Source organism: Paenibacillus sp. NPDC058367 (assembly GCF_042723305.1).
GTDB lineage: Bacteria > Bacillota > Bacilli > Paenibacillales > Paenibacillaceae > Paenibacillus_AQ.
Map to the genome: position 1 here is coordinate 288291 of NZ_JBHXIZ010000004.1, position 26934 is coordinate 315224.

At 46.1% G+C, this 26934-nt stretch carries 23 protein-coding genes; 16 read left to right on the forward strand and 7 right to left on the reverse strand.

The annotated features are described in order from the left end of the window. Window positions 1-57: 57 nt before the first annotated feature. Entirely contained in the window at window positions 58-3063 is a 3006-nt protein-coding gene (gene pgmB, locus ACFWMP_RS21990; protein ID WP_379424704.1) for a beta-phosphoglucomutase, read from the forward strand. A 61-nt stretch (window positions 3064-3124) separates the two neighbouring features. Here pgmB and ACFWMP_RS21995 read toward each other — a convergent pair whose 3' ends face one another. From ACFWMP_RS21995 to ACFWMP_RS22005, 3 genes are read right to left on the reverse strand one after another with little or no spacing between them, the layout of a single operon-like run. Further along, window positions 3125-4516, reverse strand: a complete 1392-nt coding sequence (locus tag ACFWMP_RS21995) for an aldehyde dehydrogenase (protein ID WP_042192713.1) — start codon at window positions 4514-4516, stop codon at window positions 3125-3127. A gap of 32 nt (window positions 4517-4548) precedes the next feature. Continuing rightward, a complete protein-coding gene (locus tag ACFWMP_RS22000; RefSeq protein WP_042192711.1) occupies window positions 4549-5523 on the reverse strand; it encodes an aldo/keto reductase in 975 nt (324 codons plus the stop codon). A 2-nt stretch (window positions 5524-5525) separates the two neighbouring features. Then, window positions 5526-6422, reverse strand: coding sequence for a LysR family transcriptional regulator (locus ACFWMP_RS22005; RefSeq protein ID WP_379424705.1), 897 nt, complete (start codon window positions 6420-6422; stop codon window positions 5526-5528). A gap of 96 nt (window positions 6423-6518) precedes the next feature. Here ACFWMP_RS22005 and ACFWMP_RS22010 point away from each other — a divergent pair, with 96 nt between their 5' ends. After that, window positions 6519-7406, forward strand: coding sequence for a DMT family transporter (locus ACFWMP_RS22010; RefSeq protein ID WP_076284906.1), 888 nt, complete (start codon window positions 6519-6521; stop codon window positions 7404-7406). 96 nt (window positions 7407-7502) lie between these two features. Here the strand turns inward: ACFWMP_RS22010 and ACFWMP_RS22015 are convergent, their stop codons facing one another. Next, the gene (locus ACFWMP_RS22015; protein ID WP_052404453.1) at window positions 7503-8600 is read right to left on the reverse strand and encodes an FUSC family protein; all 1098 of its coding nucleotides are present in this window, start codon (window positions 8598-8600) and stop codon (window positions 7503-7505) included. A gap of 307 nt (window positions 8601-8907) precedes the next feature. Here ACFWMP_RS22015 and ACFWMP_RS22020 point away from each other — a divergent pair, with 307 nt between their 5' ends. The 7 genes from ACFWMP_RS22020 (at window position 8908) to ACFWMP_RS22050 (ending at window position 16163) form a co-directional block, all read left to right on the forward strand. Continuing rightward, window positions 8908-10017 carry an ABC transporter ATP-binding protein gene (locus tag ACFWMP_RS22020; RefSeq protein WP_042194671.1) on the forward strand — a complete coding sequence of 370 codons (1110 nt, stop codon included), beginning with the start codon at window positions 8908-8910 and terminating at the stop codon, window positions 10015-10017. Continuing rightward, window positions 10007-10819: an ABC transporter permease gene (locus ACFWMP_RS22025; protein ID WP_042192705.1), complete on the forward strand. Its 813-nt coding sequence runs from the start codon at window positions 10007-10009 to the stop codon at window positions 10817-10819. The genes ACFWMP_RS22020 and ACFWMP_RS22025 overlap by 11 nt, the downstream gene beginning before the upstream one ends. Next, entirely contained in the window at window positions 10809-11642 is an 834-nt protein-coding gene (locus ACFWMP_RS22030) for an ABC transporter permease (RefSeq protein WP_042131492.1), read from the forward strand. The genes ACFWMP_RS22025 and ACFWMP_RS22030 overlap by 11 nt, the downstream gene beginning before the upstream one ends. Continuing rightward, window positions 11639-12712, forward strand: coding sequence for an ABC transporter substrate-binding protein (locus tag ACFWMP_RS22035; protein WP_339243911.1), 1074 nt, complete (start codon window positions 11639-11641; stop codon window positions 12710-12712). Before ACFWMP_RS22030 ends, ACFWMP_RS22035 begins: the two co-directional genes overlap by 4 nt. A gap of 209 nt (window positions 12713-12921) precedes the next feature. Continuing rightward, entirely contained in the window at window positions 12922-13596 is a 675-nt protein-coding gene (locus ACFWMP_RS22040; RefSeq protein ID WP_042192701.1) for a response regulator transcription factor, read from the forward strand. Beyond that, complete coding sequence (locus ACFWMP_RS22045; protein ID WP_339243909.1) at window positions 13593-14960, forward strand: sensor histidine kinase; 1368 nt, start codon at window positions 13593-13595, stop codon at window positions 14958-14960. The genes ACFWMP_RS22040 and ACFWMP_RS22045 overlap by 4 nt, the downstream gene beginning before the upstream one ends. A gap of 222 nt (window positions 14961-15182) precedes the next feature. Then, entirely contained in the window at window positions 15183-16163 is a 981-nt protein-coding gene (locus tag ACFWMP_RS22050; RefSeq protein WP_042192697.1) for an alpha/beta hydrolase, read from the forward strand. Window positions 16164-16232: 69 nt separating this feature from the next. Here ACFWMP_RS22050 and ACFWMP_RS22055 read toward each other — a convergent pair whose 3' ends face one another. From ACFWMP_RS22055 to ACFWMP_RS22065, 3 genes are all read right to left on the reverse strand, one after another. Then, window positions 16233-17054: a class I SAM-dependent methyltransferase gene (locus tag ACFWMP_RS22055; protein ID WP_379424706.1), complete on the reverse strand. Its 822-nt coding sequence runs from the start codon at window positions 17052-17054 to the stop codon at window positions 16233-16235. Window positions 17055-17347: 293 nt separating this feature from the next. Next, window positions 17348-18199: a 1,4-dihydroxy-6-naphtoate synthase gene (locus tag ACFWMP_RS22060; RefSeq protein WP_042192692.1), complete on the reverse strand. Its 852-nt coding sequence runs from the start codon at window positions 18197-18199 to the stop codon at window positions 17348-17350. Next, a complete protein-coding gene (locus ACFWMP_RS22065) occupies window positions 18199-18861 on the reverse strand; it encodes a futalosine hydrolase (RefSeq protein WP_379424707.1) in 663 nt (220 codons plus the stop codon). Before ACFWMP_RS22065 ends, ACFWMP_RS22060 begins: the two co-directional genes overlap by 1 nt. Window positions 18862-19151: 290 nt before the next feature. Between ACFWMP_RS22065 and ACFWMP_RS22070 the strand changes: the two genes are divergently transcribed. From ACFWMP_RS22070 to mprF, 7 genes are all read left to right on the forward strand, one after another. Next, window positions 19152-19622 carry a MarR family winged helix-turn-helix transcriptional regulator gene (locus ACFWMP_RS22070; RefSeq protein ID WP_081393105.1) on the forward strand — a complete coding sequence of 157 codons (471 nt, stop codon included), beginning with the start codon at window positions 19152-19154 and terminating at the stop codon, window positions 19620-19622. 139 nt (window positions 19623-19761) lie between these two features. Next, the gene (locus ACFWMP_RS22075; protein ID WP_042192683.1) at window positions 19762-20163 is read left to right on the forward strand and encodes a DoxX family protein; all 402 of its coding nucleotides are present in this window, start codon (window positions 19762-19764) and stop codon (window positions 20161-20163) included. A 17-nt stretch (window positions 20164-20180) separates the two neighbouring features. Further along, window positions 20181-21131: a ring-cleaving dioxygenase gene (locus ACFWMP_RS22080; protein WP_339243904.1), complete on the forward strand. Its 951-nt coding sequence runs from the start codon at window positions 20181-20183 to the stop codon at window positions 21129-21131. Then, the gene (locus ACFWMP_RS22085; RefSeq protein WP_339243902.1) at window positions 21128-21748 is read left to right on the forward strand and encodes an alpha/beta hydrolase; all 621 of its coding nucleotides are present in this window, start codon (window positions 21128-21130) and stop codon (window positions 21746-21748) included. The genes ACFWMP_RS22080 and ACFWMP_RS22085 overlap by 4 nt, the downstream gene beginning before the upstream one ends. 154 nt (window positions 21749-21902) lie before the next feature. Beyond that, the gene (locus ACFWMP_RS22090) at window positions 21903-23135 is read left to right on the forward strand and encodes a multidrug effflux MFS transporter (RefSeq protein ID WP_076284895.1); all 1233 of its coding nucleotides are present in this window, start codon (window positions 21903-21905) and stop codon (window positions 23133-23135) included. 111 nt (window positions 23136-23246) lie between these two features. Continuing rightward, on the forward strand, window positions 23247-23597 hold the full coding sequence (locus ACFWMP_RS22095) for a FlxA-like family protein (RefSeq protein WP_042192675.1): 351 nt from the start codon (window positions 23247-23249) through the stop codon (window positions 23595-23597). Between the two features lie 282 nt (window positions 23598-23879). Next, on the forward strand, window positions 23880-26531 hold the full coding sequence (mprF, locus tag ACFWMP_RS22100; RefSeq protein WP_339243899.1) for a bifunctional lysylphosphatidylglycerol flippase/synthetase MprF: 2652 nt from the start codon (window positions 23880-23882) through the stop codon (window positions 26529-26531). The last annotated feature ends 403 nt before the right edge of the window (window positions 26532-26934 follow it).

Consider the following 26934-nt stretch of genomic DNA (forward strand, 5'->3'; position numbering starts at 1 on the left):
TTATAAGGATAAAGTATAGCTAATTGAACAAAACTGTGTCAGGAGGAGCATAGAGAGATGAAGATGAAACCATACGTACATCCGGCTGCGGTGTATCCTTACCGGGAGTGGAGTCTTGATGAGGAGACTTATGATGAGGAGAACAATCAAAGAAGCGAAAGTGTATTTGCTCTGGGTAATGGATACATTGGCATGCGCGGTAATTTCGAGGAAGGTTACCATGGCCACTCGGGCTCATCTATAATAGGGAACTACTTGAATGGATTTTTTGATTCCGAGCCTATTGTGTATCCAGAGGGAGCTTATGGGTATCCTTCCCGCAACCAAGCCATGCTGAACGTGACGGACGCCAAGATTATTGAACTCAGCATTGAAGGTCATACCTTTCAGTTGAACAGTGGGCAAGTGCACCGTTATGAACGTAAGCTGGATATGCGAAATGGGATCTTGCATCGGCAGGTAGAATGGGAATCTCCTGCCGGACACAGGGTACAGCTGAACATTCGTCGGATGGTGGCCATGCAGCATAAACATTTAGCGGCCATAGATTACGAGGTCAAGGCATTGAATTTTGAGGGAACCCTAACGTTTACTTCATCGATCGATGGTGAGATCCAAAGGCCGGAGGTCACGGATGACCCCCGGCTGGGATCAGGGAGTAAGGAACCCAATTTGCTGCTAGTCGAAACCGGGCATGAGCTCGAGCAGTCCTTTTTGTGGATGAAGCAGAGGACGCGGCATACCGGGTTTTCTCTTTTAACAGGGATAAGCCACAGTCTGAATTGTAGCGCTGGTTATGAAAGGCTCGTGCAGCTAGAAGCTCAGCGATTATCCATGCAATGGGTTGTACCAGTGGTGATGGGGGAAAGGATCTCCCTGACCAAGTACATTTCGTATCACACTTCTAAGGATTATGCAGAGGACGAGCTGTTAAGCAGGTGCTTAGAAGTGCAACACTTGGCGGAGAACTGTGGGTTTGAAGCGCTAGTTCATGAACAACGGGCTTTTCTGGATCATTTCTGGGCACATACCGATGTGGAGATTCAGGGCGATCTTGCGCTTCAACAGGGTATCCGTTTTAATGCTTTTCAATTGCTGCAATCCGTAGGACGTGACGGGCTTACGAACATCGGGGCCAAGGGCCTGACGGGTGAAGGATACGAAGGTCACTATTTCTGGGATACCGAGATGTATATGATACCCTTCTTTACATTTACACAGCCGGAGATTAGCCGGAAGCTACTCGAGTTTCGTTATGCTACGTTAGATAAGGCACGGGAACGGGCAGCAGTGATGTCTCAGAAGGGAGCACTGTATCCTTGGCGCACCATAGACGGGGCTGAGAACTCTTCCTATTTTCCGGCAGGAACGGCACAAATGCATATTAACGCGGATATTGCCTATGCCATTAAACAGTATGTGCGGGCAACTGGCGATTATGAGTTTCTGGTCCTGGAGGGGGCGGAAATGATATTCGAGACCTCCCGCTTTTGGGTGGATCTGGGTCATTTTAATCCGGCCAGAGAGGGTGCGTTCTGTATTGACGCAGTAACGGGTCCCGATGAGTACACAGCTATCGTTAACAATAATGCATACACTAATCTTATGGTACGGGATCAACTCTATTATGCATATGAGATAGCCAGACTGTTAGGAAAGCAGTATCCGGAGCATTTTGAACGTCTGAAGGGCAAGATTGGTCTGACTGAGGAAGAGCCTGGTGATTGGCTGGTCGCCGCAGAAAAAATGTATGTCCCTTTTGATGATGAGCTTGGCATCTATGCTCAGGATGATACGTTTCTGACTAAGAAGAAGTGGGACTTTGAACATACGCCACCGGATAAATATCCACTTCTGCTTCATTACCATCCGTTGGTGATTTACCGCCATCAGGTGCTCAAACAGGCAGATCTGGTGATGGCCATGTTTCTGTTAGGTGATCAGTTCAGCTTGGCGGACAAGATCCGCAATTACAATTACTATGAGCCGCTAACGACACATGATTCTTCTTTGTCACCGTGCATTCACAGTATTATTTCTGCTGAGATTGGTGATTTAACGGGGGCGTACGCCTATTTTGACCGCACGGTACGGATGGATTTAGATGATATTAACCGCAATGTGAAGGACGGGCTGCATACTGCTGCTATGGCAGGATCTTGGCTGTCGATTGTGAATGGGTTTGGTGGGATGCGCTTATGTGGCGGTATGCTGTCCTTTAATCCTGCCTTGCCAGCACAATGGGACAGCTATCGGTTTAAAATAACAAGTGGTGGGCACTTATTGGATATTTATGTTGATAGTAAGGTAGTGATTTATACACTACTGACAGGTGAAGAGATTGAAATTCTACATAAAGGGAGCCTTGTGCAGTTAACTGTAAAGAAGCCGGTGACCCTTTCAAATGTGAAGCAGCTTGAAGCTGTTATTTTCGAGCTGGACGGGATTATTACCGATTCTAGTGAGTATCATTATCTGGCCTGGAAAGCCTTAGCCGATGAGCTGGCGATTTCTTTTGATAGAGAGAAGCATGTACGTCTGAAGGGCCATAGTCGAATGGAATGTTTAGAGATTCTACTGGAGGAAAGCGGTCTGAATTTACCCCAACCGGTAAAAGGAATGCTCTGCAACAAAAAGAACGAAAAGTATAAACAGCTGATTCAACAAATGACACCGGATGATTTGCACCCGGGTATCCATAGTCTTCTGACCGATTTGAAGAAAAAGCGGATCCCTGTCGGACTGGCTTCCGTTAATGAGAATGCAATGCTGATTCTTGAACGATTGAAGATCGGGCGCTTGTTTCAGGCGATTGCTGACCCTAAAAACATCCGTATGGGCAAGCCAGATCCGGAAATTTATTTACAGGTTACCGAGATGCTGGGCATATCACCTGACTGCTGCGTAGCTATCGAAGATACAGTGGAGGGGATAGCTGCCAGCAAAGCCGCTGGTATGAGGTCCGTTGGAGCCGGAAGTCCATCCTTGAAAGAGAGTGCTGAGCTATGGTTTCCTTCTACCGCGGAGTTGCATGTAGAGGAATTGGTGCAGCTGTTCAAATAATGAAAAGTGGTTCCTCTGAAAAGTATCAAGCCTCCCAGTCATGGGAGGCTTGCTGCTTTGTCTATTTTAATACTTTTCGTACCAGCTTGATCTTATTCCCATAGGGTGGGTACACAATCCCGAGGTCGATTCGTGTGCCTCTCTTAACGATGCTTTTGCGGTGGGAAAAGACTTCAAAGCTGTGCTTCCCGTGATAACCGCCGATTCCAGAGTTGCCTACCCCACCAAACGGCAAGCTAGCGTTCGCCACATGCGAGATCGTATCATTGATGCAGCCTCCTCCGAAAGAGACTCGGGAAAGCACCTCTTGTTCAACATTTTTATCCTCTGTGAATAGATAAAGTGCAAGTGGTTTTGGGTGCTCGTTAATACTCCGGATAGCTTCATCCAATTGATGATATTCCAATATGGGTAGGATCGGACCGAAGATCTCATCTTCCATAGAAGCGTCAGTCCAAGCGGCAGGATAGATTAGTGTAGGTTCAATATAACGTTCTTCTGAAATGACGGTTCCGCCCATAACCACCTTTTCCCGATCCCGTTCAATGAGACTGGCGAGTCTTTGCAGCTGGCGCTCATTTACGATCCGGCCATAATCTGTATTCGGCTGCGCATTTTGACCGTAGAATTCAGTAATCTGATGTTTGATTTTGGTGATCAATTCATTAGCAATGTCCTTATGAACGAGCAAATAATCGGGGGCGATACAGGTTTGACCGGCATTTAATAATTTTCCCCATACGATTCGCTTCGCTGCAACATCAAGATTGGCTGATGTGTCGACAATGACCGGACTTTTCCCGCCAAGCTCCAAGGTTACAGGCACTAGATTCTTCGCAGCGGCTTCCATCACGATTTTACCGACCGGAACACTGCCCGTGAAGAAAATATAATCAAACTTGGCATGGATCAGCAGATTGGTGGTCTCTTTCTCCCCCTGAACTACGCGAATATACTGGGGTTCGAAGGTCTCCTGAATGAGCTGCTCTATAACAGCCGTAATGGCTGGTGTGCTCTCCGATGGCTTGAGGACAGCGCAGTTTCCAGCGGCAATGGCGCCTATAAGCGGTTCGATCAGCAACTGAAATGGATAATTAAAAGGACCTATAATGAGCACGGTACCGTAAGGTTCACTTAAGATATAACTCTTCGCAGGAAATAAATGCAGTGGTGATCTAACCTTTACGGGCTTCGCCCAACGTCTGAGATGCTTCATCATGTAACCGAGGCTGTCCAAGGTGAAGCCAATCTCTGTGGCATAAGCCTCGAACTCACTTTTTCCTAAATCCTGTTGTAAGGCAGTGATAATGCGAACCTCGTATCGTTTAATGCTGTCTTTGAGTTTCTGAAGCTGACTAAGCCGAAAGGCAACCTCTTTAGTTGCGCCACGATTGAAAAAGTCCTTATGCTCTTCAAGCATCACTTGAATACTAGCCGTTGTATGTGTTGTCATAATACTCCCCTCCTTCATTATAGTAGTTCAGACTATGGGAGCCGATAAAAAGCGAAAGGCTCGCCAAAGCGGAAGGAATCACTTGCCTCATCCAGCTTGCTCACTGTTTCTTCGTTAAGCTGAATGGAGGTGCTATGCAAATTCTGTTCCAGCTGCTCCACGCGTGTAGCCCCCACAATAACTGTCGAGACGGCAGGACGATTCATGAGCCAAGCTAAGGAAAGTGCAGTAGAAGAGGTTCCCAGTTCTTCAGCGATCTGTCCCACTTTGTTCCCCAGTTCGATCCGTTCATGATTCAGGAATCTTTTGAAATTAGGATCGGTATCTGCTCTGGACCCTGAAGGTGCGGAACCGTTTGAATTATATTTGCCTGTGAGAATTCCGCCCGCCAGTGGAAAATAAGGAATAATCCCTACACCTTGATCAAGACAAAGGGAGAGAAGCTCATTCTCCGGGGTCCGATCTGCTAAGGAATAGCTACACTGAATTGAAATATATTTGGCGAAGCTCCGTGCCTCACTAATTCCAATCGCCTTCATTAATTGCCATGCTGTATAGTTGGAAGCCCCGATATAGCGTACTTTGCCCGAAGATACCATATCGTCCAGGGTCCGTAACGTCTCTTCGAGTGGCGTATTGGGATCGAAGGTGTGAATCTGGTATAGATCGACATAGTCCGTTTTTAGGCGGCGAAGACTATCTTCTAATTCCTGCATCAAATGGCGCCTCGAGGAGCCGCTTCCGTTAGGTCCGTCATGCTTAACTAAGCCTGCTTTAGTGGCGAGAACAGCCTCATGTCTTCTACTTTCCAAGGCCAGACCGATGATTCGTTCAGATTCGGAGCCGGCGTAAATATTAGCGGTATCGATAAAGTTAATGCCATGATCCAGCGCAGTATGTACGATCTGAATGGAGGTCTCTTGATCCGCCCTTTTACCAAAAGCATTTGTCCCCAGTCCCAATGCGGATACTTGTAGTCCGCTATTTCCAAGTCTTTTAAAGTTCATCTTCAGCACTCCTCATCATCCATTTTTTTAGGCTTAGTAAAAAGATCCAGAGCTGTATCCATGAACATCTTTACAGCTATGGAAGTATCGGTAAGCGAGCTGACTGCGATATGTATATCTCTATAGGCGTCGGGCTGCAGTTCACGGGTTACTACATTTGGAGGTAAAGATAACAAGGATAGCTCAGACATCACACCTACAGCCAGCCCCTCTTGAACCATATTAAGAGCTGTTGCATAGTTATTAACCACATATTTCACATTCAGATAGCTGCTGCTTCTGCGGAATAAATCTACCACCGGTGGTTCATAACCTGCTTTACAGATCAGCATAGGCTCACCGGCTAATTCTCTAACACCTATGACAGAACGCTCGTGCAAAGGATGGTCATCTCTGATTACAGCGTACAGTTTTTCTCTATATAGTGGGATGGTTTCGAACGCCTCGCAAGGAGCGAGCAATAAGCCAACATCAATTTCTTTGGATTCCAGCCATTCTCTGACTTCGGCGATAGAGCCCTCCTGCAGGCTAATCGTAATATTCGGATATCTTTCAGTGATAGAGCTAATAATCTTCGGTAAAAAATAGGCGGAAGCCACTGGAAAAGCCCCAATTCGAATGCTTCCCTTCTCAAGCCCCCTCTCGGCGGAAATCTCCTGATTGACCTTATCAAAGCCCATTAGAATTTCACGAAAAATAACAAGGATACGCTTGCCGATGTCAGTAAGCATTAGACCGTTCCGTCGATCTCGAAGTAATAGCTTTACATCCAGTTCGGCTTCTAAAGAGGAAATTGCTCGACTGACAGCAGGTTGGGTCATATTCAGTTCTACACCAGCTTTGGTAAAACTACCGCTTTCCGCGATTTTGACGAACAAACGAATTTGATTATTGTTCATAACAAATATGATATGCCCCTTATGAGTATTATTCATTTCATTTATATTCTTAATTATTGTATCATTTGTGATGAATCTACACCAAGGAGTGAATACATGAATCAGCAGAAGAAAAGCATCATCCTTCTTATATTTTTGGTGATTGTATGGGGCATAAATTGGCCTATATCCAAAATCGCCTTAGACTACGCTCCGCCCTTATTATTTGCAGGTATCCGAACCGTCATCGGCGGATTCATTCTGATTCTAATTGCACTTCCTAAGATGAAGGAGCTTCGCTTCAAGCAGCTATGGCCGATCTATCTGACCTCGGCTATATTAAGTATCGTGTTTTATTATGGATTTCAGACAATTGGCTTGCAGTATGTACCCGCAGGATTATTCTCGTCCATTGTATTTCTGCAGCCGGTATTGCTGGGCATTTTTTCATGGCTGTGGTTAGGAGAGAGCATGTACGGGCTCAAAATGGCAGGTCTGTTACTAGGGTTCATCGGAGTAGGCTCCCTCAGTATTGGAGGACTTAACGGAAGCATTTCTATATGGGGAATTGTGCTTGCTTTAGCCAGTGCTTTGAGCTGGGCATTAGGAACGGTATATATGAAACGAAATGCTGTGCGCGTGGATATGCTATGGATGACCGCTATGCAAATAACGATCGGTGGTATCATTTTACTACTTTCAGGATCTGCTACAGAGAAGTGGTCGGATATCACCTGGAGTGGAACGTTTATAGCCGATACGCTGTTTATTGCAGTCTTTGTGATCGCTTTAGGCTGGCTGATCTATTTCAAGCTGATTAACGAGGGAGAGGCAGGGAAGGTCGGATCATTCACTTTTTTGATTCCACTGATCTCGATAGGTACTAGCGTAGTCTTTTTAAATGAGCAGATTACTTTGAATCTTGTGATTGGTCTACTGCTTATTGTTAGCAGCATCGTTCTGGTGAACGTGAGGATCGGGCGTGCCGCAAAGCAGTCGGTTTAGTTAATTTATGTGGTGATTGTAGTAATCAGGGGCGTATGAGGGCATATTGATGAATAGGCAAGCATTATATTTGAACAAAAGGGACACTCCCGAAGCTTATAGCTTCTGGGAGAGTCCCTTTTTAATAAAACGTAAAGCGCGTGCGACTTCAGCCGTTGAGGGCCGAGTGGCTACAACATAAGTAGCAGATTTAGCCCGCTCTACTTCCTCCAACACCCGGTTTAAGTGACTGAAGACCGCACCAAGATCACGAATGCTTGATAGCGAACAATTCCCTTGTAGTTCAGAGAAACTTGCCAGTTGCAGGTCTCGAGCGCGTTGTATGCAATCGGCAAGAGAACGTTGGCATTCGGCGTCTGATAAGGTTCTGGTTCCATAAAGAGCAATGCAATCTGCGGTTGATTCCAGCACATCCTTCATCCAGTCCGAAGAGGCGTGATGCGCTGGCAGAAGACGAATATCGTCGGCGATTTCTTTGACGTAGGAATGAATGCTTTTTAGATGTGAGGTAGCTTGTATGAGTCCCTTCAGTTCACCACGGCACTGATAATGTGTGAGGGTATAGAACATTTCTTTTTGTTCCCGGCTGCTATTCGACAGGAGTTTACCTGCTTCCTCCAGCAAATTATCTTTCGGAGAATCACGTCTTACGCCTACGAGATCTTTTAATGCATCCGCAAGTAGAAGACTTCCTTCGAATGCCAATGCTTTTACCTTGACGAACCTGTTCGGCGGCACGATAATCATATTGATGGCCAGGGCGATCAGTACACCAATGAACGTTTCCCCTATTCTCCAAAGCACGTAGTCATTCTGGTAAAAGGTAAGAGCTAGAACGGAAGTAACACCCACCTGTGAGACAGCTTGAATGTTCATCTTACAGGCCGTAGCGATGCCAATCCCGATGAGTAGAATGAGCAGGATAGAAAGCCCACCTACATCAAAAAACTGGCCAACAATTAGGCTAACGATCCCGCCAAGAATAATGCCGATCAGGCGGTAGATTCCTTTTTCTAGCGATGCTTTAACACTGGCTTGGGTGATGAGGATAGCCGCAAGGGGTGCAAAGTATAAATATTGGCTACCATATATGCTGTGTACGGCGACCCATGAAAGTGAAGCGGCCAGCGTAATTCGTATCATGTAAAGTGAGAAACCATATTTTTCAAGGCGGTCTTGTAACCCCTCGTTCATTATCATTCATCTTCTTTCGGAAAAAAATGAAAAAACTGTCTGGTCTTTCAGTTCGTTTTCATTATAACACCTTAAAAAAGGCTTGGAGGACTGGATATTTTACAAAGTTGTTAAGTTTACGCATTCCTTATCCATGTAAGCTATCGCATATAATGGTACAATCTAATATGCTATATCTATTGGAGTGTCGAATGAGAGGAGGAATTGTCGCTTATTAGCGCTGAGCATGCCCATTCGATTGTTCTCCGCGAGATGCGGGTAAAATAGTATTGTGATACTTTAGGCAGGGAGGTTGTTAGCTATAGCTATTCAGGAAGGCACCATTATTTCATTTGAAGAGGTTACCAAGCAATATGACGACGAAGATCCGGTGTTAAAAGGAGTCAGCTTTGAGATAGAGCGCGGCAAGTTCTATACACTACTTGGTCCATCAGGCTGTGGTAAAACGACTATTCTACGATTGATCGCTGGGTTCGCAGAGCCAACAAGCGGTTCTATCTATTTAAACGGTAAAGTGATTAACCACATTCCAGCCAATGAGCGGCAGGTCAATACGGTATTTCAGGATTACGCATTGTTTCCACACCTGAACGTATTCGAGAATGTGGCTTTCGGACTGCGGATTAAGAAGCTTAAGAAAGACGTCATCACGAAGAAGGTGCAGGAAGCGCTAAGTTTCGTTAACCTTGTGGGTTACGAGCAGCGTGCCATTAACGAAATGTCCGGTGGTCAACGTCAGCGCGTGGCCATTGCTCGTGCGATTGTGAATGAGCCGCAGGTTCTTTTGCTGGACGAGCCGCTATCTGCGCTCGATCTGAAGCTGCGAACAGAGATGCAGTACATACTGCGTGAAATGCAGCAACGACTTGGCATTACCTTTATTTTTGTTACACATGACCAGGAAGAGGCACTCGCGATGTCCGACTGGATTTTTGTCATGAACAAAGGAAAAATCGAACAAAGCGGAACACCTAATGATATTTATGATGAGCCAATTAACCGTTTCGTGGCTGATTTTATTGGCGAGTCCAACATTGTTCCGGGTGTTATGATTGAAGACTATCTGGTGGAGTTTAATGGGCGCCGCTTTGAATGTTTTGATGCTGGTCTTAAACCAAACGAATCTGTGGAGATTGTTATACGCCCCGAGGATTTGGAAATTTCAACGCTAGAACAGGGTAAGCTACGTGTGCGAGTGGATTCCCAGTTGTTCCGGGGTGTCCACTATGAAATCAGTTGTTATGATGAATCCGGACATGAATGGCTTGTGCATTCTACACGTAAGGCGACGGTAGGTAGTGAAATTGGCCTTTATTTTGATCCGGAAGCGATTCATGTTATGCGTTTTGGTGAAACGGAGGAAGAGTTCGACAAACGTCTGGAAGCTTACGGCGAGGTGGAGAGTCATGAAGAATAAGGGCAGATCGTATTATCTCATCCCTTATTACCTGTGGATCGCCTTGTTTGTAATCGCACCAGTGCTGCTTGTCATCTATTATTCTCTATTTGATCTGGATGGGCATCTTACGCTAGATAACTACGTGAACTTCTTTACACCTGTGTACTTAAAAATGACGCTAACCTCATTCTGGTATGCGTTTTTGATTACAGCATTCTCTTTGCTGGTCGCCTATCCGGCGGCATATCTGTTGACGAGAACGAAGCATAAGCAGCTATGGTTATTGCTGATTATTTTACCAACATGGATTAATTTGCTGCTAAAAACTTACGCTTTTATCGGCATATTTGGTACGTTCGGACCAATCAACAATTTCTTTGATCTGCTTGGAATCGGAGAACAGCAAATTTTGTTTACGGGCTTCAGCTTTGTATTTGTATCTGTGTATATCTTTATCCCATTCATGATCTTGCCGATCTACAGCGCTTTGGAGGATCTTAATTTATCCTTGCTGGATGCGGCACGTGATCTGGGTGCTTCAGGCTGGACGACGTTCCGGCGCGTTATTTTTCCATTGACCATTTCGGGTGTGCGTTCCGGATGTATGGCGGTATTCATACCAGCGCTGTCCCTGTTTATGATTACTCGTCTGATTGCAGGCAACAGGGTCATTACACTCGGCACTGCGATTGAGCAGCATTTTCTGGTCACACAGGACTGGGGCATGGGCTCCACGGTTGCAGTGTTTCTGATTGCTATTATGGCGCTGTTTATGATTATTACCGGCGGATCGCGGAAAGGGGTGCGGAATGAGAAATAAAAACGGTTTCTCCAATCTGTACCTAGTGCTAGTGTTCGCTGTTCTGTATGCGCCAATCTTCTATCTGATGTACTATTCGTTCAACAGCGGGGGGACGATGCACAAGTTCGAGGGCTTTACGCTGGATTACTACCGTGAGGTCCTTCAGGATACACGTCTGATTATCATCATGATTAACACGCTTGTAATCGCGCTTCTGTCCTCGGCTATCGCCACGCTTATCGCTATTATTGGTGCATTGGCCATTAAGAGTGTACAGAACCGCCGTGCTAAAAACACCTTGTTATCTTTGAACAACGTGTTGATCGTTAGTCCGGATGTCATTATCGGTGCATCGTTCCTGATCCTGTTCACCATTGCAGGCATCAAGCTTGGCTTCGTGTCCGTCCTGCTTTCGCATGTCGCGTTCAGTGTGCCGATTGCCGTGTTGATGATTCTGCCGCATTTACAGGATATGAGTCCTTCACTGACGGATGCCGCACGTGACCTCGGCGCAAGCCGCAAGGATGTTCTGACTAAAGTTATTCTGCCGATTATCAAACCGGGGATCTTTAGTGGATTCTTCATGGCACTTACGTATTCACTGGATGACTTTGCAGTTACGTTCTTCGTAACGGGTAATGGTTATTCGACGCTATCGGTTGAGATTTATTCCAGAGCTCGGCAAGGGGTGTCGTTATCCATTAATGCGCTATCGACACTGATCTTCCTATTCACGATACTGCTCGTTGTCGGTTATTACTTCCTGACTCTTAAGAAGAACCGGCAGAATACCTCGGAAGCTGTGGCGGAGCCAGTGGCGGAAGCGGGGGTGCCTAGATGAAACAGCTGGTAAATGCTTTTTTGGCGATCATGATCACGGCATTCGCTCTAATGTACTTGGGCTCTTGGATGAACTCGAGAGAGGGCTATTCCGGTGGGAATACACTGACTATCTATAACTGGGGCGACTATGTCGATCCTGATCTGTTGAAGGAATTTGAAAAAGAGACCGGATTAACGGTCATTTACCAAACTTTTGACTCTAATGAAGCTATGCTAACTAAAGTGGAGCAGGGTGGAACTACTTTTGATGTCGTAATTCCTTCGGATTACGCCATTGCTAAGATGAAAGAAGAAAATTTGCTCATACCGCTGGATCATAGCAAGGTTCCGAATCTAAAGAATATTGATCCGCGGTTTATGGACCTTTCCTTCGATCCTGGCAACAAGTATTCCGTGCCTTACTTCTGGGGAACCGTCGGGATTATCTTCAACCCGGATATGACGAAAGGGATGGATTTCACTAGCTGGGATTCCCTCTGGGACAGCAGGCTGAAGAACAACATTTTCTTGGTGGATGGAGCACGCGAAGTGATGGGTATGGCTTTGAACAGCCTGCACTATTCCGTTAATGACCGGGATGAGGCTCACCTGCAAGAAGCGCTGACCAAGCTGAATAGGCTGTCTCCTAACGTTAAGGCGATTGTCGGAGATGAGATTAAGATGCTGCTTGCCAATGAAGAGGCTGCGGTCGGCATTGTGTGGTCCGGTGATGCTTCTGAGATCATGGATGAGAATGATAAACTGGATTATGTAGTGCCTGAGGAAGGCTCGAACAAGTGGTTTGATAACATGGTCATTCCACGAACTGCGGATAATGTGGATGGAGCACATAAGTTCATTAACTTCATGCTTCGCCCAGATGTAGCGGCTAAGAATGCAGAATACGTAGGTTATTCCACACCTAACATTCCTGCGCTGGAGCTACTTCCGAAAGAAACTTCCGAGGATACCCGTTTCTACCCGCCTGCTGAGATTACGGATCGGCTTGAGGTGTATGATAATCTTGGCAAACGGATGCTTGCTCATTACAATGAGCTCTTCCTGAAGTTTAAGATGAATAAAAAGTAAGTCGTTTGGAGGTAAAGTCAAACGACTTCAAGAGCGTCTACATGCGGATTACCGTGTTAGACGCTCTTTTTTGAAAGATAAGAAAGTATAAGTTTTGCGCTTTTGTGAAACGATCATCACCCTTTAAATGATGCCGAAGGCGTTCCTTCTTGGCTGGAAGTATATTGTAGTATAATGGCTAGGATGGATAACAGGAAAAGAGGGTACGAATGCCTACTATACTAGTTGCTGACGACGACGCGAACATTCGCGAACTCGTCTGTTTATTTCTACGTAACGACGGATTTGATACAGCCGAAGCTGCAGACGGCAAAGAAGCGTTAGCCGTTTACGCCTCAAAGCAGGTTGATCTTGTTGTACTCGATATCATGATGCCGATTATGGATGGGTGGACGTTATGTAAAGAGCTCCGAAAAGCCAATCCGGATCTTCCCTTACTTATGCTAACTGCGAGAGGTGAAACCTGGGAGAAGGTGAAGGGCTTCGAACTGGGGACAGACGATTATTTGACGAAGCCATTCGATCCGCTGGAGTTGACGGTTCGTGTTAGATCCTTATTGAAGCGATACAAGATTGGTTCCACTCAGACGATCCAGTTCGGCAACGTCGTCCTTGATCGGCAAACCTATAAGGTGATGAGAGGAACAGAGTCATTCACGTTGCCACTCAAGGAGTTCGAATTGCTGTATAAGCTCGCTGGAACACCCGGACAAGTCTATACGCGCGAGCAGTTAATCGATCAGATTTGGGGGATTGATTACGCTGGAGACGATCGAACGATAGATGTGCATATCAAACGTCTGCGCGAACGGTTCGCGTCTACACCTGATTTTCGCATTGAGACGGTCCGTGGACTTGGCTACCGGCTTGAGGTATATGAATGATCAAATCGTTATATACACGTGTTGTTCTGACCTTTCTAGTCTCCGTGATCGGAGGCACACTGATTTCTCTATTTGTGACAACCTGGGTATTTCAAGATAAATTAAACGAAAACCTGCGAATTCCCTTACTTCGCTTTGGTCAGGACATCGCCAGGATATACGAAACCTTACCATCACGTGAAGCGGATGTTCTTATAAGTGGAATGAAGCAGCTTGATTCCTACCATATTCGAATTTACGATGAGAATGGTCAGTTTGAGTCTTACGGAGTGCTTAATGGAGAGAGCCCTGTTACCGTGACTAGGGAGCAACTGAAGAAAGTATTGGCTGGTGAAGCTGTTCAAGTTAAACCGAGTATAGGTTCTTCCAACCTCTTAGGACTACCTTTGAAAACTGAAATGGGGACGAAGGCGATGTTTGTGGAGCCGATTGTGCCTCCTACTTTGTCTTCTACGAGGAATCTGCTATTTAATTTTTTGGCGTATTCGTTAATAACGGGAAGCGTATTGATACTGGTCGCTTCTATGTTCTTAGTGAGACCGATCAAAAGGCTTACAAAGGCAACTAGGCGTATAGCAACTGGGGATTTTAATGTCGAATTGAATATTAAGCAGATGGGTGAGCTAGGTACCTTGGCTAATAGCTTCGAGGAAATGATGCACGATCTGCAGCACCTTGAGCAAATGCGCAGGGAGTTCGTAACGAATGTGTCGCACGAGGTTCAGTCTCCGCTTACCTCGATATCTGGTTATGCTATTGCGCTCAAGAAAGTAGCCCTCACAGAGGATGAACGGAATCGTTATCTCGACATTATTATTGCTGAAGCGGAGCGGATGTCCAAGATGAGCGATAGTTTGTTAAAGCTGAGCTTGCTTGAATCGCAATCCCAACAACTGCGGCTTATCACGTTCAGTCTTGACGAACAGATCAGACGTGTAATCGTGGCGATACAGCCCCAATGGTCGGCACGCAACATTAGTTTTGAACTTGATTTGAAATCAGTAATCGTATGGGCAGACCATGATCTGTTAAGTCAGGTGTGGACGAATCTCCTTGGAAATAGCATCAAGTTCTCCAAGGATGACAGTGTGATTAACGTCAGCATCAAACAAGATTTGGACAATGTAATCGTCCGAATATCCGACACTGGCATTGGTATTTCTCCCGAGGACCAAGAACGTATATTTGAACGCTTCTTTAAAGCTGATCGTTCTCACAGTCGCAAGTATGGCGGTAGCGGGATGGGACTAGCCATTGTTAAACAGATCGTATCGCTTCATAAAGGGGATATCCGAGTGGAAAGCGAACCTAGCCAAGGAACGACCTTCATCGTCACCTTACCAATTATAGTGCCGACAGAATAATTATCGTTCAAGGATATTTTGCGAGGGGTTGAACGCGCGCCTCATTGTTCATACTACGGTAGCACAAGTAAGATTTCTTGCTTGCGCTGCCGTAGTATTTTTTTTGCCTATTCATATTTAGTTCATATTGTGGTCATGAGGAGTACATCATCGTTGGTTAAGATCTCATTAGCGAAACGTTAAGGCGACATAATAAATAGATTAGGACAGGAGAAGATGAGGGTGACACAAACAGAGGTAATAAAAACGGGGAATGAAAAGAAAAAGCATAAAGTACGTAACTTGTTGCTTAAAATATTAGGAGCAATAGTGATTTTGATCGTGCTTTTTCTAGCTGTTGTTTATACAGTTAATGTGATTAGCAACAAATCTGATCAGAAAAAAATACATCAATATGGTCAGTTAGTTCCTGTTGACGGAAAAAGTATGAATGTTTTGATCCAAGGACAAGGGAAGCAGACTATTGTACTTATCCCGGGCTTTGGAACTGGAGCGCCAGCACTTGATTTTAAGCCGTTGATTGATGAGTTATCACCATTTTACAAAGTGGTCGCGGTTGAGCCGTTTGGGTATGGATTAAGTGATGAGACCGATAAGGAACGAACTACAGCGAATATCATAAGTGAGGTTCATGAAGCCGTACAGAATCTAAACATTGACCAATATATTCTAATGGGTCACTCCATTGGAGGTATTTACGGATTGGAATATGCGAAGAAATATCCAAACGAAGTGAGTGCATTTGTAGGGGTTGATAGTAGTGTTCCTGAGCAAGGCGGTATGGATGTTAAATTCCCGATAAAAAAATTAAAGCTGCTCAAAGACTCAGGTATCATTAGATTGGGATTGCAATTAAGCGGTGACCCTTATGATGGACTGCCATTTGATGATGAGACCAAAAAACAAATGAAATTGATATCGCTCAAAAATATGAATAATTCCACTACCTTAAATGAAATGGAACATATATATCCTAACTTTGTCGCAGCCAGAGGGTTGAAATTCGACAAGAATCTTCCCATTATATTCTTTATACAAGCGAATAATACAACCGTGAAAGATTGGATTCCTCTGCATGAAGGGCAAGTTAAAGAATCTGTGCATGGAAAAGTGATGACATTCGAGGGCGGACATTATTTACACCATTCCAGATCTAAGGAAATCGTTGAGAACCTAAATTTGTTCATGGAAGAAGTCAAATAAAATAAGAAAACGCTCCGACTTTCCTCCTATAAGGAAAATCGGGGCGTTCTTTGCGCTTAAGGGCGGAAATTATTTTACGCCAATTCTCATTCGGTAGCTGATCAGTACCTCTAAGGTGCGTCCTTGAAAATGGTCTTCAACTGCAGCGCTGAAATCTGCAATGTCCTGATTGAGTAGGGTAGCATCTTGCTTCAGAACGGTTCTTATACCCCCTTGGCTTAGAGCGAGTCCAACATAGCGCTGTGCATCGCAGGACTCAAGATTATGAAATACGATCTCTCTTGCAAAAGAGAAAGCCCCACTAGCCTGAACACGTGACAAATGCCCTTCTTTGTCCCATTTATGTGCTCTCTCAGCATCAGGTAAGAGTGAGGCGAGCAGTTCCTCGGATTTGGAGATCAGTTGGTTGTAACGCTCTTCTACCTTCTGTTGAAGGGGGAGAGGCCAGTCGCAATCGTAGGCAGCGAAGACACCACCTGTTCTCAAGACCCGGGAGATTTCTCGAAGTGTGCTTTCAGGATCCATCCAGTGGAATGACTGTGAGCAGGTCACTATGTCTACGCTGTCCGCTGCAAGTGGAAGCTGGTTAGAATAACCTTGTACAAAAGTAATGGATTGAGGATCTTCTATCCGGCTTAATTTATCGATTGCTTTTCCCAGCATATCTGGATTCGGTTCAATGCCAATTACGTTGTCCGCGACATCCTTCCACAGAAAAGTAGACAAGCCCGTGCCGCAGCCTATATCTGCGACGACTGAAGGTGTGCTGCCTAAGTAGTCGGTCAGCAGCTTGATGATCATGCCAGGAGCTTCAGGACGGTAACGGTCATAGTCCTCTTGAAAGCCGAGAAATCGATCGATGTTTTGTTTGCTATTGTTTTCAGGTATCATGTAATCCTCCTTCATAGAACCTATTTATAGGTCTATTGTATAGCCATCGCTTCGCCATGCCAAATAATGGATCGAAGCAATCGCGGGGAATGTTACTCAGAACAAGCATAAATGCCTTCGGCGTCCTTATAAGGACGGCAAGTGTTTAAGCGAGAAATATAAGACATAAAGTATGGTGTGAAACTTATACTTTCTTATATTTCAAACAAAAATCCCCGGAGAACACCTTATGGTGTACCGGGGATTGTGGGTTATGTCTAGTTTTAAAGTGCGCTAAGAACGTCTAGCAAATGCTACCGAAGTAATGCAGGATCGATGGCAGGTACAAGTCCTTCTGCTGCAGCACGATTTAGTAAGGAGGTGATTGCAGCGTAGCCGTCATCGCCTAGATTCATCGAGAAGTCGTTCACATAGAGATCAATGTGTGATTTAGCCACTTCTGGAGCCAGCTCTTGAGCGTGGCTAAGCACATAGTCTCTAGAATCGGTAGGATGATCCCACGCATATTGTAGAGAGCTGCGAATCCAGCCAGTGATGGCATCGGCATCCAGATCGCGGCGAGCAATGATCGCGCCGAGGGGAATCGGCAGTCCGGTATCGCTTTCCCACCAGCTGCCCAGGTCAGTCAGCATATTAAGACCATAAGATGCGTAAGTAAAACGGGCTTCGTGAATTACCAGTCCAGCGTCGATATGTCCATCGCGTACGGCAGGCATGATCTCATCGAAAGGCATGACGACGATTTCGCCAATCCCTCCCGTTATATGCTGTGCTGCCCATAATCTGAAGAGCAGATAAGCGGTAGAACGTTCGCTAGGTACGGCAATTCGGCGTCCAGCTAGCTTCTCGGGACGTTTAATCGCGGTTGGGCCACTTGCTGTAAGAAGCAACGGCCCGCAGCCACGACCCAGTGCGCCGCCGCATGGCAGCAATTTGTAGCGCTCAAGAACCCAAGGTAGAGCGGCATAGGAGATTTTAAGGACTTCAGGTCCCTCTCCATTAGCAGCAAGCGTGTTGGTAATATCAATGTCGGCATAGGTTACATTAAGTTGTGGTGCATTCGGGACAAGCCCGTGTGCCCAGGCATGGAATACAAAGGTATCGTTAGGGCAAGGGGAAAAAGCGATATTAAGCTCAGTTGTCATTACAGCACCTCCAATAGTATAGCGGCTGCCGCCGTTAATGCTTCCATTGCATCGCCGATCTTCCAGGCGGCCCGGTCGCGGGGACCGACCGGGTTCGAGATGGCGCGGAGCTCCAGTACCGGGAGCCCCAGCGCCTCAGCGGCCACGGCAACTCCGTGGCCTTCCATCGCTTCCGCGACGGCACCGGGATGCCGTGCGATGAGGGCGGCGGCCGTCTCCGCGGTGCCGGTCGCCGTCGAGACCGTAAGCACGGTCCCCGTGCTTACGGTCAGTCCGGCCGCTGCCAGCGCGGCCGAAACTGCCTGTACCGTGCCGTGGTCAGCCGGCACGGACACGCTGCCGAAGCCAAGCTCGGCAGCGCTGCGGAAGCCATCCGGCGTCTCGGCCCCGAGGTCGGCGGCAATCATCTCGCTGGCAACGACCAGCGAGCCTAAAGGTGCCACCCCCGGGAATCCGCCGCCGATCCCGGCGCTGATTACGCAGCCGTAAGATCCGGCTGCGAGTGCCGCGGCGGTTCCCGCCGCCGCTGCTGCCGTACCTGCGCCGGCAGCAATCACATGGAACCTGTCGCTGCCTTTTAGGCCGCGTAGGACCGCGTCTCGCTCTGCGGCTACGGCTGTTACGATCAGCACGCGCCGCGCACCAGCTTGTTCCTCCACCATCAGGTTGCCTCCTTTGAGAGAAGTGAAATCGCTTACTAAATAGTCATTCGTAAAGACAAGAATACGCCGTTTTAAGGGTCAGGTCAAACTTAGAGTGATTTTCATCACGCTCCTAAAAAGTCGTAGAAAGAACATTAACAGCTCGTTAAGCACCTTATGTTATCTTTTTGGAGTGGCGAGGTTGACAAAGGTAGTGTGAGGAAGTATAGTTATCTTAACTTAAAGATATTTAATGTAAAGACATTTACTTTATATTGAACAACATCGCTGTCAAACTGGAGGTGGGAATGATGAGTAATACCGAAGAGAATGTTCGTAATACAGAGAATACTACGGAGATGGATCAGGCGTCTTCTTTAAAGTTATTTGTTGTATTATCTAAGGCTTACAGAAGCTTGATGGATCAAGCTGTGAAGGATATGAAGAGTTATGGGCTGGCATCTGCCGAGTTCATGGTGCTTGAGGTGCTGTATCACCGGACCCGTATTCCACTACAACAGATCGGGGAGAAGATTCTCGTTACGAGTGGAAGCATCACCTATAATATCGACAAGCTGGAGAAGAAAGGTCTGTTGAAACGTGTGCCGTGTAGTGAGGACAGACGCGTGACCTATGCGGAGATTACGGATGCAGGGCGTGAGCTATTCGATAAGATTTTCCCGCGTCATGTGGCTTCGATTCATGATTTGATGCGTGGACTGGATAAGGATGAGAAGGGTCAGGCGATTGAATTACTGAAGAAGCTAGGCAAAGGTGTGTAGGAGCGCTGAAATATCGCATCAAGGACATTTTATATGGTCGGAAGCAGTTCGCTGCTTCTAACCACTGAAAGATAAAAATTTTTATCATATATCTTAATGTTAAGATAATTAAATCAAAGAAAATTGGAGTGGATTAACAATGATAAGTGTAGGAATATTATTGATGAGATTAGTGATCGGGATTGCGTTTATAGGGCATGGTGCCCAAAAGTTGTTTGGATGGTTTGGTGGTTACGGCCCGAAGGGTACAGGTGGCTGGATGGAATCCATCGGCATTAAACCGGGGGTTACTATGGCGGTATTAGCAGGACTAATGGAGCTGGTAGGCGGATTCATGTTCGCGGCAGGCCTTCTGACGCCTGTTGCAGCGGTGTTGATTGTTGCCACTATGTTGGGGGCTATCATTAAGGTTCACGCTCCAAATGGCTTCTGGTCTACTTCGAACGGAATTGAGTTTCCGCTTACGGTACTGGTAGTCGCTGCAGGTATAGCACTTACAGGGCCAGGTTCGATTTCTCTGGATGCATTGATTTTTAACTAAGAAGGGGGTTTATCATTATGACACTTCAAACTGCAGGAATCCATCATATTACCGCTTTTGTTGGAGATGCTCAGCGTAACGTTGACTTCTACGCCGGTATTCTAGGACTACGGCTTGTGAAGAAGACGATTAATTTTGACGCTCCGGAAGTTTATCATTTATATTTTGGGAATGAAGTAGGTGCTCCGGGAACGATTATTACCTTTTTTCCTTCACCTACCGGGCGTAAAGGCAGAATTGGCAGTGGGCAAGTTGGCGTAACGACTTACGCAGTACCAGTGGGCTCTCTGACATTCTGGGAACAGCGTCTTGCGGCATATCAAATTCCGGTTACTCTTAAGCATAGAATCTCGGAATCTTATCTCTCCTTTGCTGATTATGACGGTTTGCGCATTGAACTCGTGGAACGTGAGGAAGGACCGCTTAGCAAGTGGTCTTTCGGGGGAGTTCCCACGGGGCATGCTATCAAAGGGTTCGGCGGCGCTGTGCTCTACAGCAACAATCCGTCGCAAACTGCAGAAACGCTTGTCGATACAATGGGAATGAAGCATATCGCTGATGGAGACGGGTATAGTCGATATAGAACTACTGGCGATTTGGGTAATATTATTGATCTGAAGACAACACCGGTTCCGCAAGGAGCAGGAGGTACAGGCACCGTTCACCATATCGCTTGGCGTGCACAAGATGACGCTGAGCAGCAGGAATGGGGGCTTCAAGTGCAGAATCATGGGCATCATCCGACACCGGTTCAAGACCGCCAATACTTTAATGCGATTTATTTCCGTGAAAGAGGTGGAATCCTGTTCGAGATTGCTACGGACCCTCCGGGCTTTGCTCGTGATGAAGCGGTGGATGCGCTGGGTGAAAAGCTGATGCTGCCATCTTGGTATGAACCGCATCGTGCGGCTATCGAAGAAAATTTAAGTCCTTTTCAAATAAGAGAAATTGAGGTGAAGCAGGGATGATTCATGTATTCCATAAAGGTAAAGATGTAACGAAACCCACGCTTGTATTATTTCACGGTACTGGAGGCAATGAGCAGGACTTGCTGCCGCTTGCCGGGTTGTTATCTTCTGATTCATCGGTGCTAGGCATCAGAGGGAATGTACTGGAGAATGGTATGCCGCGGTTCTTCCGACGGTTAGCCGAAGGGGTATTCGATGAAGCAGATCTAATCTTCCGTACTCACGAGATCAAGCAGTTTCTGGATGAAGCCGCAGCGCAATACGGATTCGATGCCAACAATCTGGTAGCCGTGGGTTACTCTAATGGTGCGAACATTGCGGGTAGCCTGCTGTTCCATTATAAGGATGTTTTCCGCGCTGCAATTCTACTGCATCCGATGGTACCGCTTCGAAATATTACGCTTCCTTCGATGGAAGGAGTATCTATCTTCATTGGTGCAGGCACAAATGATCCACTTATCGCTTCTTCGGAGACTGAGGATTTGGACATTATTTTACAGAAGGCAGGCGCAGAGGTTACAACACACTGGGGCAACCAAGGTCATCGCCTGAGTGTTGCTGAGGCTGAAGCCGCTAGAGATTGGTTGCAAATGCGCAGCACATCTACAAATGCATAAAACAATCAGAATAACCGCCGAATGGCGGTTATTCTTGTTATACAGGCACCTATAACCCTCCATAAAAGGATTGATCAATCCACTTCCTTTACGTTAGTATGAAGAATACAAAAAAAGGCCCAAGGGTTGCTTTAGAAAGGTTGAAGTAAGGATTATGATTGGAATTCAAAATGGTAATAAGCTTGCCGCAGATGGACCCTCACGGAAGCAGAGATTACAGCTGGCTGTGATTCTCGGCTCCATTACAACAATCGGCCCGTTGTCGATTGATATGTATTTGCCGGCACTGCCTACGCTTGTCGCGGATTTCGGTACGACCGCTGCTTTAGTGCAGCTTAGTCTGACCTTCTTTTTGCTGGGGCTTGCTTCAGGTCAGTTGGTCGCTGGACCTCTGAGTGATGTATATGGCCGCCGTCGCCCGCTGCTTATAGGTATGTTCATCTACGCCGTTTCCTCAGTGCTATGTGCTTTTAGTCCTTCGATTGGACTGCTGATCGTTTTGCGGTTTATTCAAGGTCTTGCTGGTTCAGTGGGGGTGGTTGTCTCTAGAGCGGCTGTTCGTGATTTATATAGTGGCTCTGAACTCACGAAGTTCTTCTCACTATTGATGATTGTGAATGGTCTCGGACCGATATTAGCTCCAGTTATTGGGGGCCAGCTGTTAAGGGTGACTACATGGCAAGGGATATTCCTCGTATTATTTGCTGCCGGAATTATTTTTTGTTTAACTATTCTATTGCGCTTGCCGGAAACGCTGCCGAAGGAGCGACGCTCTAAGAGTGGACTGAAGGGTACACTGCTTACCTTCCGGGTATTGCTGGGCAATCGTAAGTTTATGGGTTATGCCTTGTCTCAAGGTTTCGTTACGGCATCAATGTTCGCGTATATCTCAGGTTCTTCTTTTGTATTGCAAAATATTTTTGCGGTTACCCCGCAAGTTTATAGTCTGATCTTTGCAGTGAATGGGATCGGGATTATTATTACTGGCCAAATAGCCGGTAGACTTGCTGGAAAGGTAAGTGAGACTAAGTTGTTACTTAGTGGACTATTGCTATGTACGATGGGGGGCATCTTGCTACTGCTGACGGTTCTGGTAGGAGGAGGACTGATCCCTATTCTGATCTGTCTATTTGCGGTTGTCTCCAGTGTAGGGATTGTCGGAGCGACCAGCTTCTCACTGGCGATGCAAGATCAAGGTGAAACTGCAGGCAGTGCCTCGGCATTAATCGGATTAATCCCCCTATTGCTGGGTAGCTGTGTAGCGCCACTTGTGGGTCTTGGGGGCGTTGAGTCTGCACTTCCGATGGCGATTGTGATGGCATGTACAGGAATTCTCTCGATTCTATCTTATGTGCTGCTTGTTAGACGAGGAAAAGCAAGCTCCTAGCAGTCTATCATTGTAACCTGGCAAGTAGTACTTTCAGCAAACTTTCAGCGGGTCTTAACGTTCCTTACTTGCAAAAGGATTATATTGGAGGTAAGGAAGGGAGGGATAACCATGAGTATATCGGCAGTCTCAGGTTCCACATCGTATACTACCTCGACATCTAGCACTACAGATACCAGTACGCTTGAGAAACAAAAAGCGAAACTGGAAGCAGAACTGGACAAGATTAATGCCAGCTCAGACGATGACAAGACCAAGGAAACGAAAACGAAGCAAATTGAGCAACAGATTAAGACTATCGAGGCACAAATCTCACAGAAGTCTCAGAGCAGTGCTTCCTCCGCTAGCAGTGTTGTAGAGGCACCTGCCAAACCTGCGAACAATACGCTTGCTGCAGCAAGTCCGCAAGAGATAGCTACCGCAACAACGGATAGTAAAGGCAGATTTGATATTCGAGTATAAACGCTAGTTAAACCCGTGCTACATAACAGAGAGGACATCCTTTGCCGTGAGGGATGTCCTTTTTGTTGTGCAATTTTATGTGTAAACTACAGTCTCAATGTTCTTTAGCTAAATAGAATTTCATTAACATTCTTTAACTATTGCAGGGATTAGGGCTGTGCTGGCAGTCTAATGTAGTAGGTGTTGATTATCATGGGTTTTTTATTCCAATAATTGTTATAATGAAATGGTTGTAAAAATTGTCTAGCACAACGTGTGTCGGCGGTAAGGGTAGGTGGCCTAATGCAATCAAAACAACAAACATTAGAAAGATTCAAAATTGTAAGGCTGTTCTTATCCATCTATCGGATTCGGGCGGTGAGAGCTCTCTTTCCAGTAGCTATCATAGCGCTGGTGTATTGGGAGGGGCAGCATGAGCTGAAGCAGGTTCATTTAGGACTTATTATGCGTGAGCTAAGAAGAGTGCCTACATCTGCCGTTTTGCAAATGATCGGATTTGCACTTCTCGCAGTAGCTGTAATGAGTGCTTATGATTATTTGATACGAGCACATTTTCGTTTAAAAGTAGGGCTGTGGGACACCTTCCGTTATGCTTGGATAGCTAATACATTTAATAATTTAATTGGTTTTGCAGGTCTGGCTGGAGTGGGTTTAAGGACGTTGATGTACAAAAAAAGCGGAGTGTCAACTTCCGTCCTAACGCCGGCAATCGTATTTTTATCACCACTCATGATTACCGGGTTATCTTTACTTTCTTGGGCAAATATTTTTGGTTTACTCCCGGCAACGGCATTGCTGGAAGAGCATCATTGGTTAGTATTTGCGGTATGGGGGATGGCGCTTTATTTGCCGTTTTTTGTGTTTGTACAGCGCTCTGCTCTTTATGCAAAGTGGATTAATCGGGGACAAGGCAGAACACCCTGGCTTACAGTAGTTTCCTCTGTGGGTGCCTCCTTTCTGGAATGGAGTTTTGCTGGCGTAACGTTTTGGACAATCAGTAGTCATCTTTTGCACGAGGTACACTTTCCAGTCATATTCGGCATCTTTACGATTGCTGCCATCGCAGGCATCTTGAGTATGGCGCCTGGTGGTATCGGTGCTTTTGATCTTATTGCATTGCTGGGTCTTACGCAGCTTGGATTTAAAAGTGATCAGGCCATGGCAGTGCTTGTTATTTTTAGATTGTTCTATTATCTCATTCCATGGCTGATCGGATTGGTGCTGGCGGCACTGGAATTTGGTCTGCAGGGAAAAAAGGGACAAGATCGTTCTGCTCCAGGGTTCGAACCGGCTCTTAACATTTGGCAGAGGATTTGGGGTTGGCCGGGTCAGTATACCTTTCTGAGCGATCTTGGTGTGTGGGCTCTAGGCAAGCTTGTACTAGCTAGCGGGCTTATTCTCTTACTATCAACAGCTACGCCCGGATTGTTGTACAGACTGAAGATTACAGAGGAAATATTGTCATTCTCGATCATGCAGCTCTCACATCATTTATCTGTACTTATTGGCTTTATGCTCATTTTGTTGTCGAGAGGCATTACATTACGGGTTCGTAGCGCGTACATCTGGACCAGCATTTTATTATTTTCCGGGTCTGTGTTTGCGGTGGCTAAAGGCTTTGATTATGAAGAGGCGCTGTTTCTGCTCCTCGTTGCACTCATTCTGTGGATCTCCAGATCTCGGTTCTACCGGATCAGTGCTCCCGTAAGCAGACAGAGTACGATTTGGTGGCTTGCGCTTACTTCAGTAATTGCCCTAAGCTATTATCTATTGGGCAGCCATGTCCATCGTGGATTTCTGAAGCATCTCCCGCCCGGTGTAGAGCCAGAGTGGCTACAGCGGCATAGTCATGTTGCTTTTACAGCCGTAGGGGGACTAGCTTTCTCTTGGATCATTCTTACTTTGCTGATCACCCTTAGACCCCATCGTAAACCGGAGGAGTTATTCGGAAATTTTGATATGGCAAGGCTGAAAAACTTCCTAAGTGAAGTTCAAGGCAATGCCTTAACTCATATGTTGTTTTTGGGTGATAAAAGCTTCTTCTGGGCGCAAGAAGGCAAGGTGTTGCTCGCTTTCGCTAGGGTTAGGGATAAGCTCGTAGTCCTTGGTGATCCATTGGGAGAGAGAAGTCTCATGAATGAGGCAATCAGTGAATTTAGACAAGCTGCAGATAAGTACGGTCTGGTCGTAGTTTTTTATCAGGCCACACCTGATTTCTTATCGATCTATCATGAGCAGGGATATCGATTTTTTAAGCTGGGGGAAGAGGCATTAGTAACGCTCGATACCTTTACGCTCAGTGGCAAAAAGAACAGTGATTTGCGAAGCGTATGCAACCGTTTTGAACGGGAAGGCTATGCCTTCGAAGTTGTAGAAGCACCGCACGCTGAAGATTTGCTACGAGAGCTGCGATCCGTTTCGAACGAATGGTTGAATGGGCGTACCGAAAAAGGGTATTCGTTGGGCTGGTTTAATGAAGCCTATCTGCAACTGGCTCCGATCGTGCTGCTTCGGAATGCCAAAGGGACGATCCTGGCATTTGCATCTATTGCATACGGGTATGATCAGGGCATGACCCTATCGATTGATTTAATGCGCCATCGAAAGAATGTACCGAACGGAACGATGGATTATTTATTTGTCCGTTTGCTAGAATGGGCGAAATCTAAGGGATATCATCGATTTAATCTAGGTAATGCTCCGCTGTCCAGTGTAGGTGAGAATGTGGGTGCCTTGAAAGAGGAGAAGCTGGCTCATCTCGTATTTAAAAGAGGGGGGCATTGGTACGGCTTTGTCGGATTGCGCCGGTATAAAGAAAAGTTCAGTCCGGAGTGGGAACCACGTTACTTGGCTTATCCGGCTTCCATAGCGTTGCCGATCTTGACGCTGGATCTGGTGAGGTTGGTATCCCGCCATCCTAAGGCGGAGGAATAGAGGGAGATGAACGCGAAGTCTGCGTACATTGGAGCTAAGGAAAAGGGGACCGTCTCAAAGTAGTTTTAGCTACTTGGGTACGACCCTTTTTTGCGTTGAAGGTTAATTGAAGTTTCAAATGATGGTTTGAGTGAAACATCAATACAACAATTAGGGAATTTTTCCCTGAAATTCTAAGATTACTGGTCATTAGATTTATAATTAGGAAAAATATCCCTAAAATTCATCTGATTTGGTGGGAAATCAAGGCATTACCCTAATTATTAGGGAGGAATTCCCTAATTTCGTTGATTATAAGCGAATATCGAATATTTTTAGGGAGCTTTTCCCTAATTAGTGTTAAACCCACTCTGCCCACCGCAAAAACGTCTACCGCACATTCCCGCATGCATATCCTCATCAT

Excerpts from the sequence above, each read along its gene's own strand:
- pgmB (WP_379424704.1), top strand. The coding sequence starts at position 58 with ATGAAGATGAAACCATACGTACATCCGGCTGCGGTGTATCCTTACCGG.
- ACFWMP_RS21995 (WP_042192713.1), bottom strand. The coding sequence starts at position 4,516 with ATGACAACACATACAACGGCTAGTATTCAAGTGATGCTTGAAGAGCAT.
- ACFWMP_RS22000 (WP_042192711.1), bottom strand. The coding sequence starts at position 5,523 with ATGAACTTTAAAAGACTTGGAAATAGCGGACTACAAGTATCCGCATTG.
- ACFWMP_RS22005 (WP_379424705.1), bottom strand. The coding sequence starts at position 6,422 with ATGAACAATAATCAAATTCGTTTGTTCGTCAAAATCGCGGAAAGCGGT.
- ACFWMP_RS22010 (WP_076284906.1), top strand. The coding sequence starts at position 6,519 with ATGAATCAGCAGAAGAAAAGCATCATCCTTCTTATATTTTTGGTGATT.
- ACFWMP_RS22015 (WP_052404453.1), bottom strand. The coding sequence starts at position 8,600 with ATGAACGAGGGGTTACAAGACCGCCTTGAAAAATATGGTTTCTCACTT.
- ACFWMP_RS22025 (WP_042192705.1), top strand. The coding sequence starts at position 10,007 with ATGAAGAATAAGGGCAGATCGTATTATCTCATCCCTTATTACCTGTGG.
- ACFWMP_RS22030 (WP_042131492.1), top strand. The coding sequence starts at position 10,809 with ATGAGAAATAAAAACGGTTTCTCCAATCTGTACCTAGTGCTAGTGTTC.
- ACFWMP_RS22035 (WP_339243911.1), top strand. The coding sequence starts at position 11,639 with ATGAAACAGCTGGTAAATGCTTTTTTGGCGATCATGATCACGGCATTC.
- ACFWMP_RS22040 (WP_042192701.1), top strand. The coding sequence starts at position 12,922 with ATGCCTACTATACTAGTTGCTGACGACGACGCGAACATTCGCGAACTC.
- ACFWMP_RS22045 (WP_339243909.1), top strand. The coding sequence starts at position 13,593 with ATGATCAAATCGTTATATACACGTGTTGTTCTGACCTTTCTAGTCTCC.
- ACFWMP_RS22055 (WP_379424706.1), bottom strand. The coding sequence starts at position 17,054 with ATGATACCTGAAAACAATAGCAAACAAAACATCGATCGATTTCTCGGC.
- ACFWMP_RS22060 (WP_042192692.1), bottom strand. The coding sequence starts at position 18,199 with ATGACAACTGAGCTTAATATCGCTTTTTCCCCTTGCCCTAACGATACC.
- ACFWMP_RS22065 (WP_379424707.1), bottom strand. The coding sequence starts at position 18,861 with ATGGTGGAGGAACAAGCTGGTGCGCGGCGCGTGCTGATCGTAACAGCC.
- ACFWMP_RS22070 (WP_081393105.1), top strand. The coding sequence starts at position 19,152 with ATGAGTAATACCGAAGAGAATGTTCGTAATACAGAGAATACTACGGAG.
- ACFWMP_RS22075 (WP_042192683.1), top strand. The coding sequence starts at position 19,762 with ATGATAAGTGTAGGAATATTATTGATGAGATTAGTGATCGGGATTGCG.
- ACFWMP_RS22080 (WP_339243904.1), top strand. The coding sequence starts at position 20,181 with ATGACACTTCAAACTGCAGGAATCCATCATATTACCGCTTTTGTTGGA.
- ACFWMP_RS22085 (WP_339243902.1), top strand. The coding sequence starts at position 21,128 with ATGATTCATGTATTCCATAAAGGTAAAGATGTAACGAAACCCACGCTT.
- ACFWMP_RS22090 (WP_076284895.1), top strand. The coding sequence starts at position 21,903 with ATGATTGGAATTCAAAATGGTAATAAGCTTGCCGCAGATGGACCCTCA.
- ACFWMP_RS22095 (WP_042192675.1), top strand. The coding sequence starts at position 23,247 with ATGAGTATATCGGCAGTCTCAGGTTCCACATCGTATACTACCTCGACA.
- mprF (WP_339243899.1), top strand. The coding sequence starts at position 23,880 with ATGCAATCAAAACAACAAACATTAGAAAGATTCAAAATTGTAAGGCTG.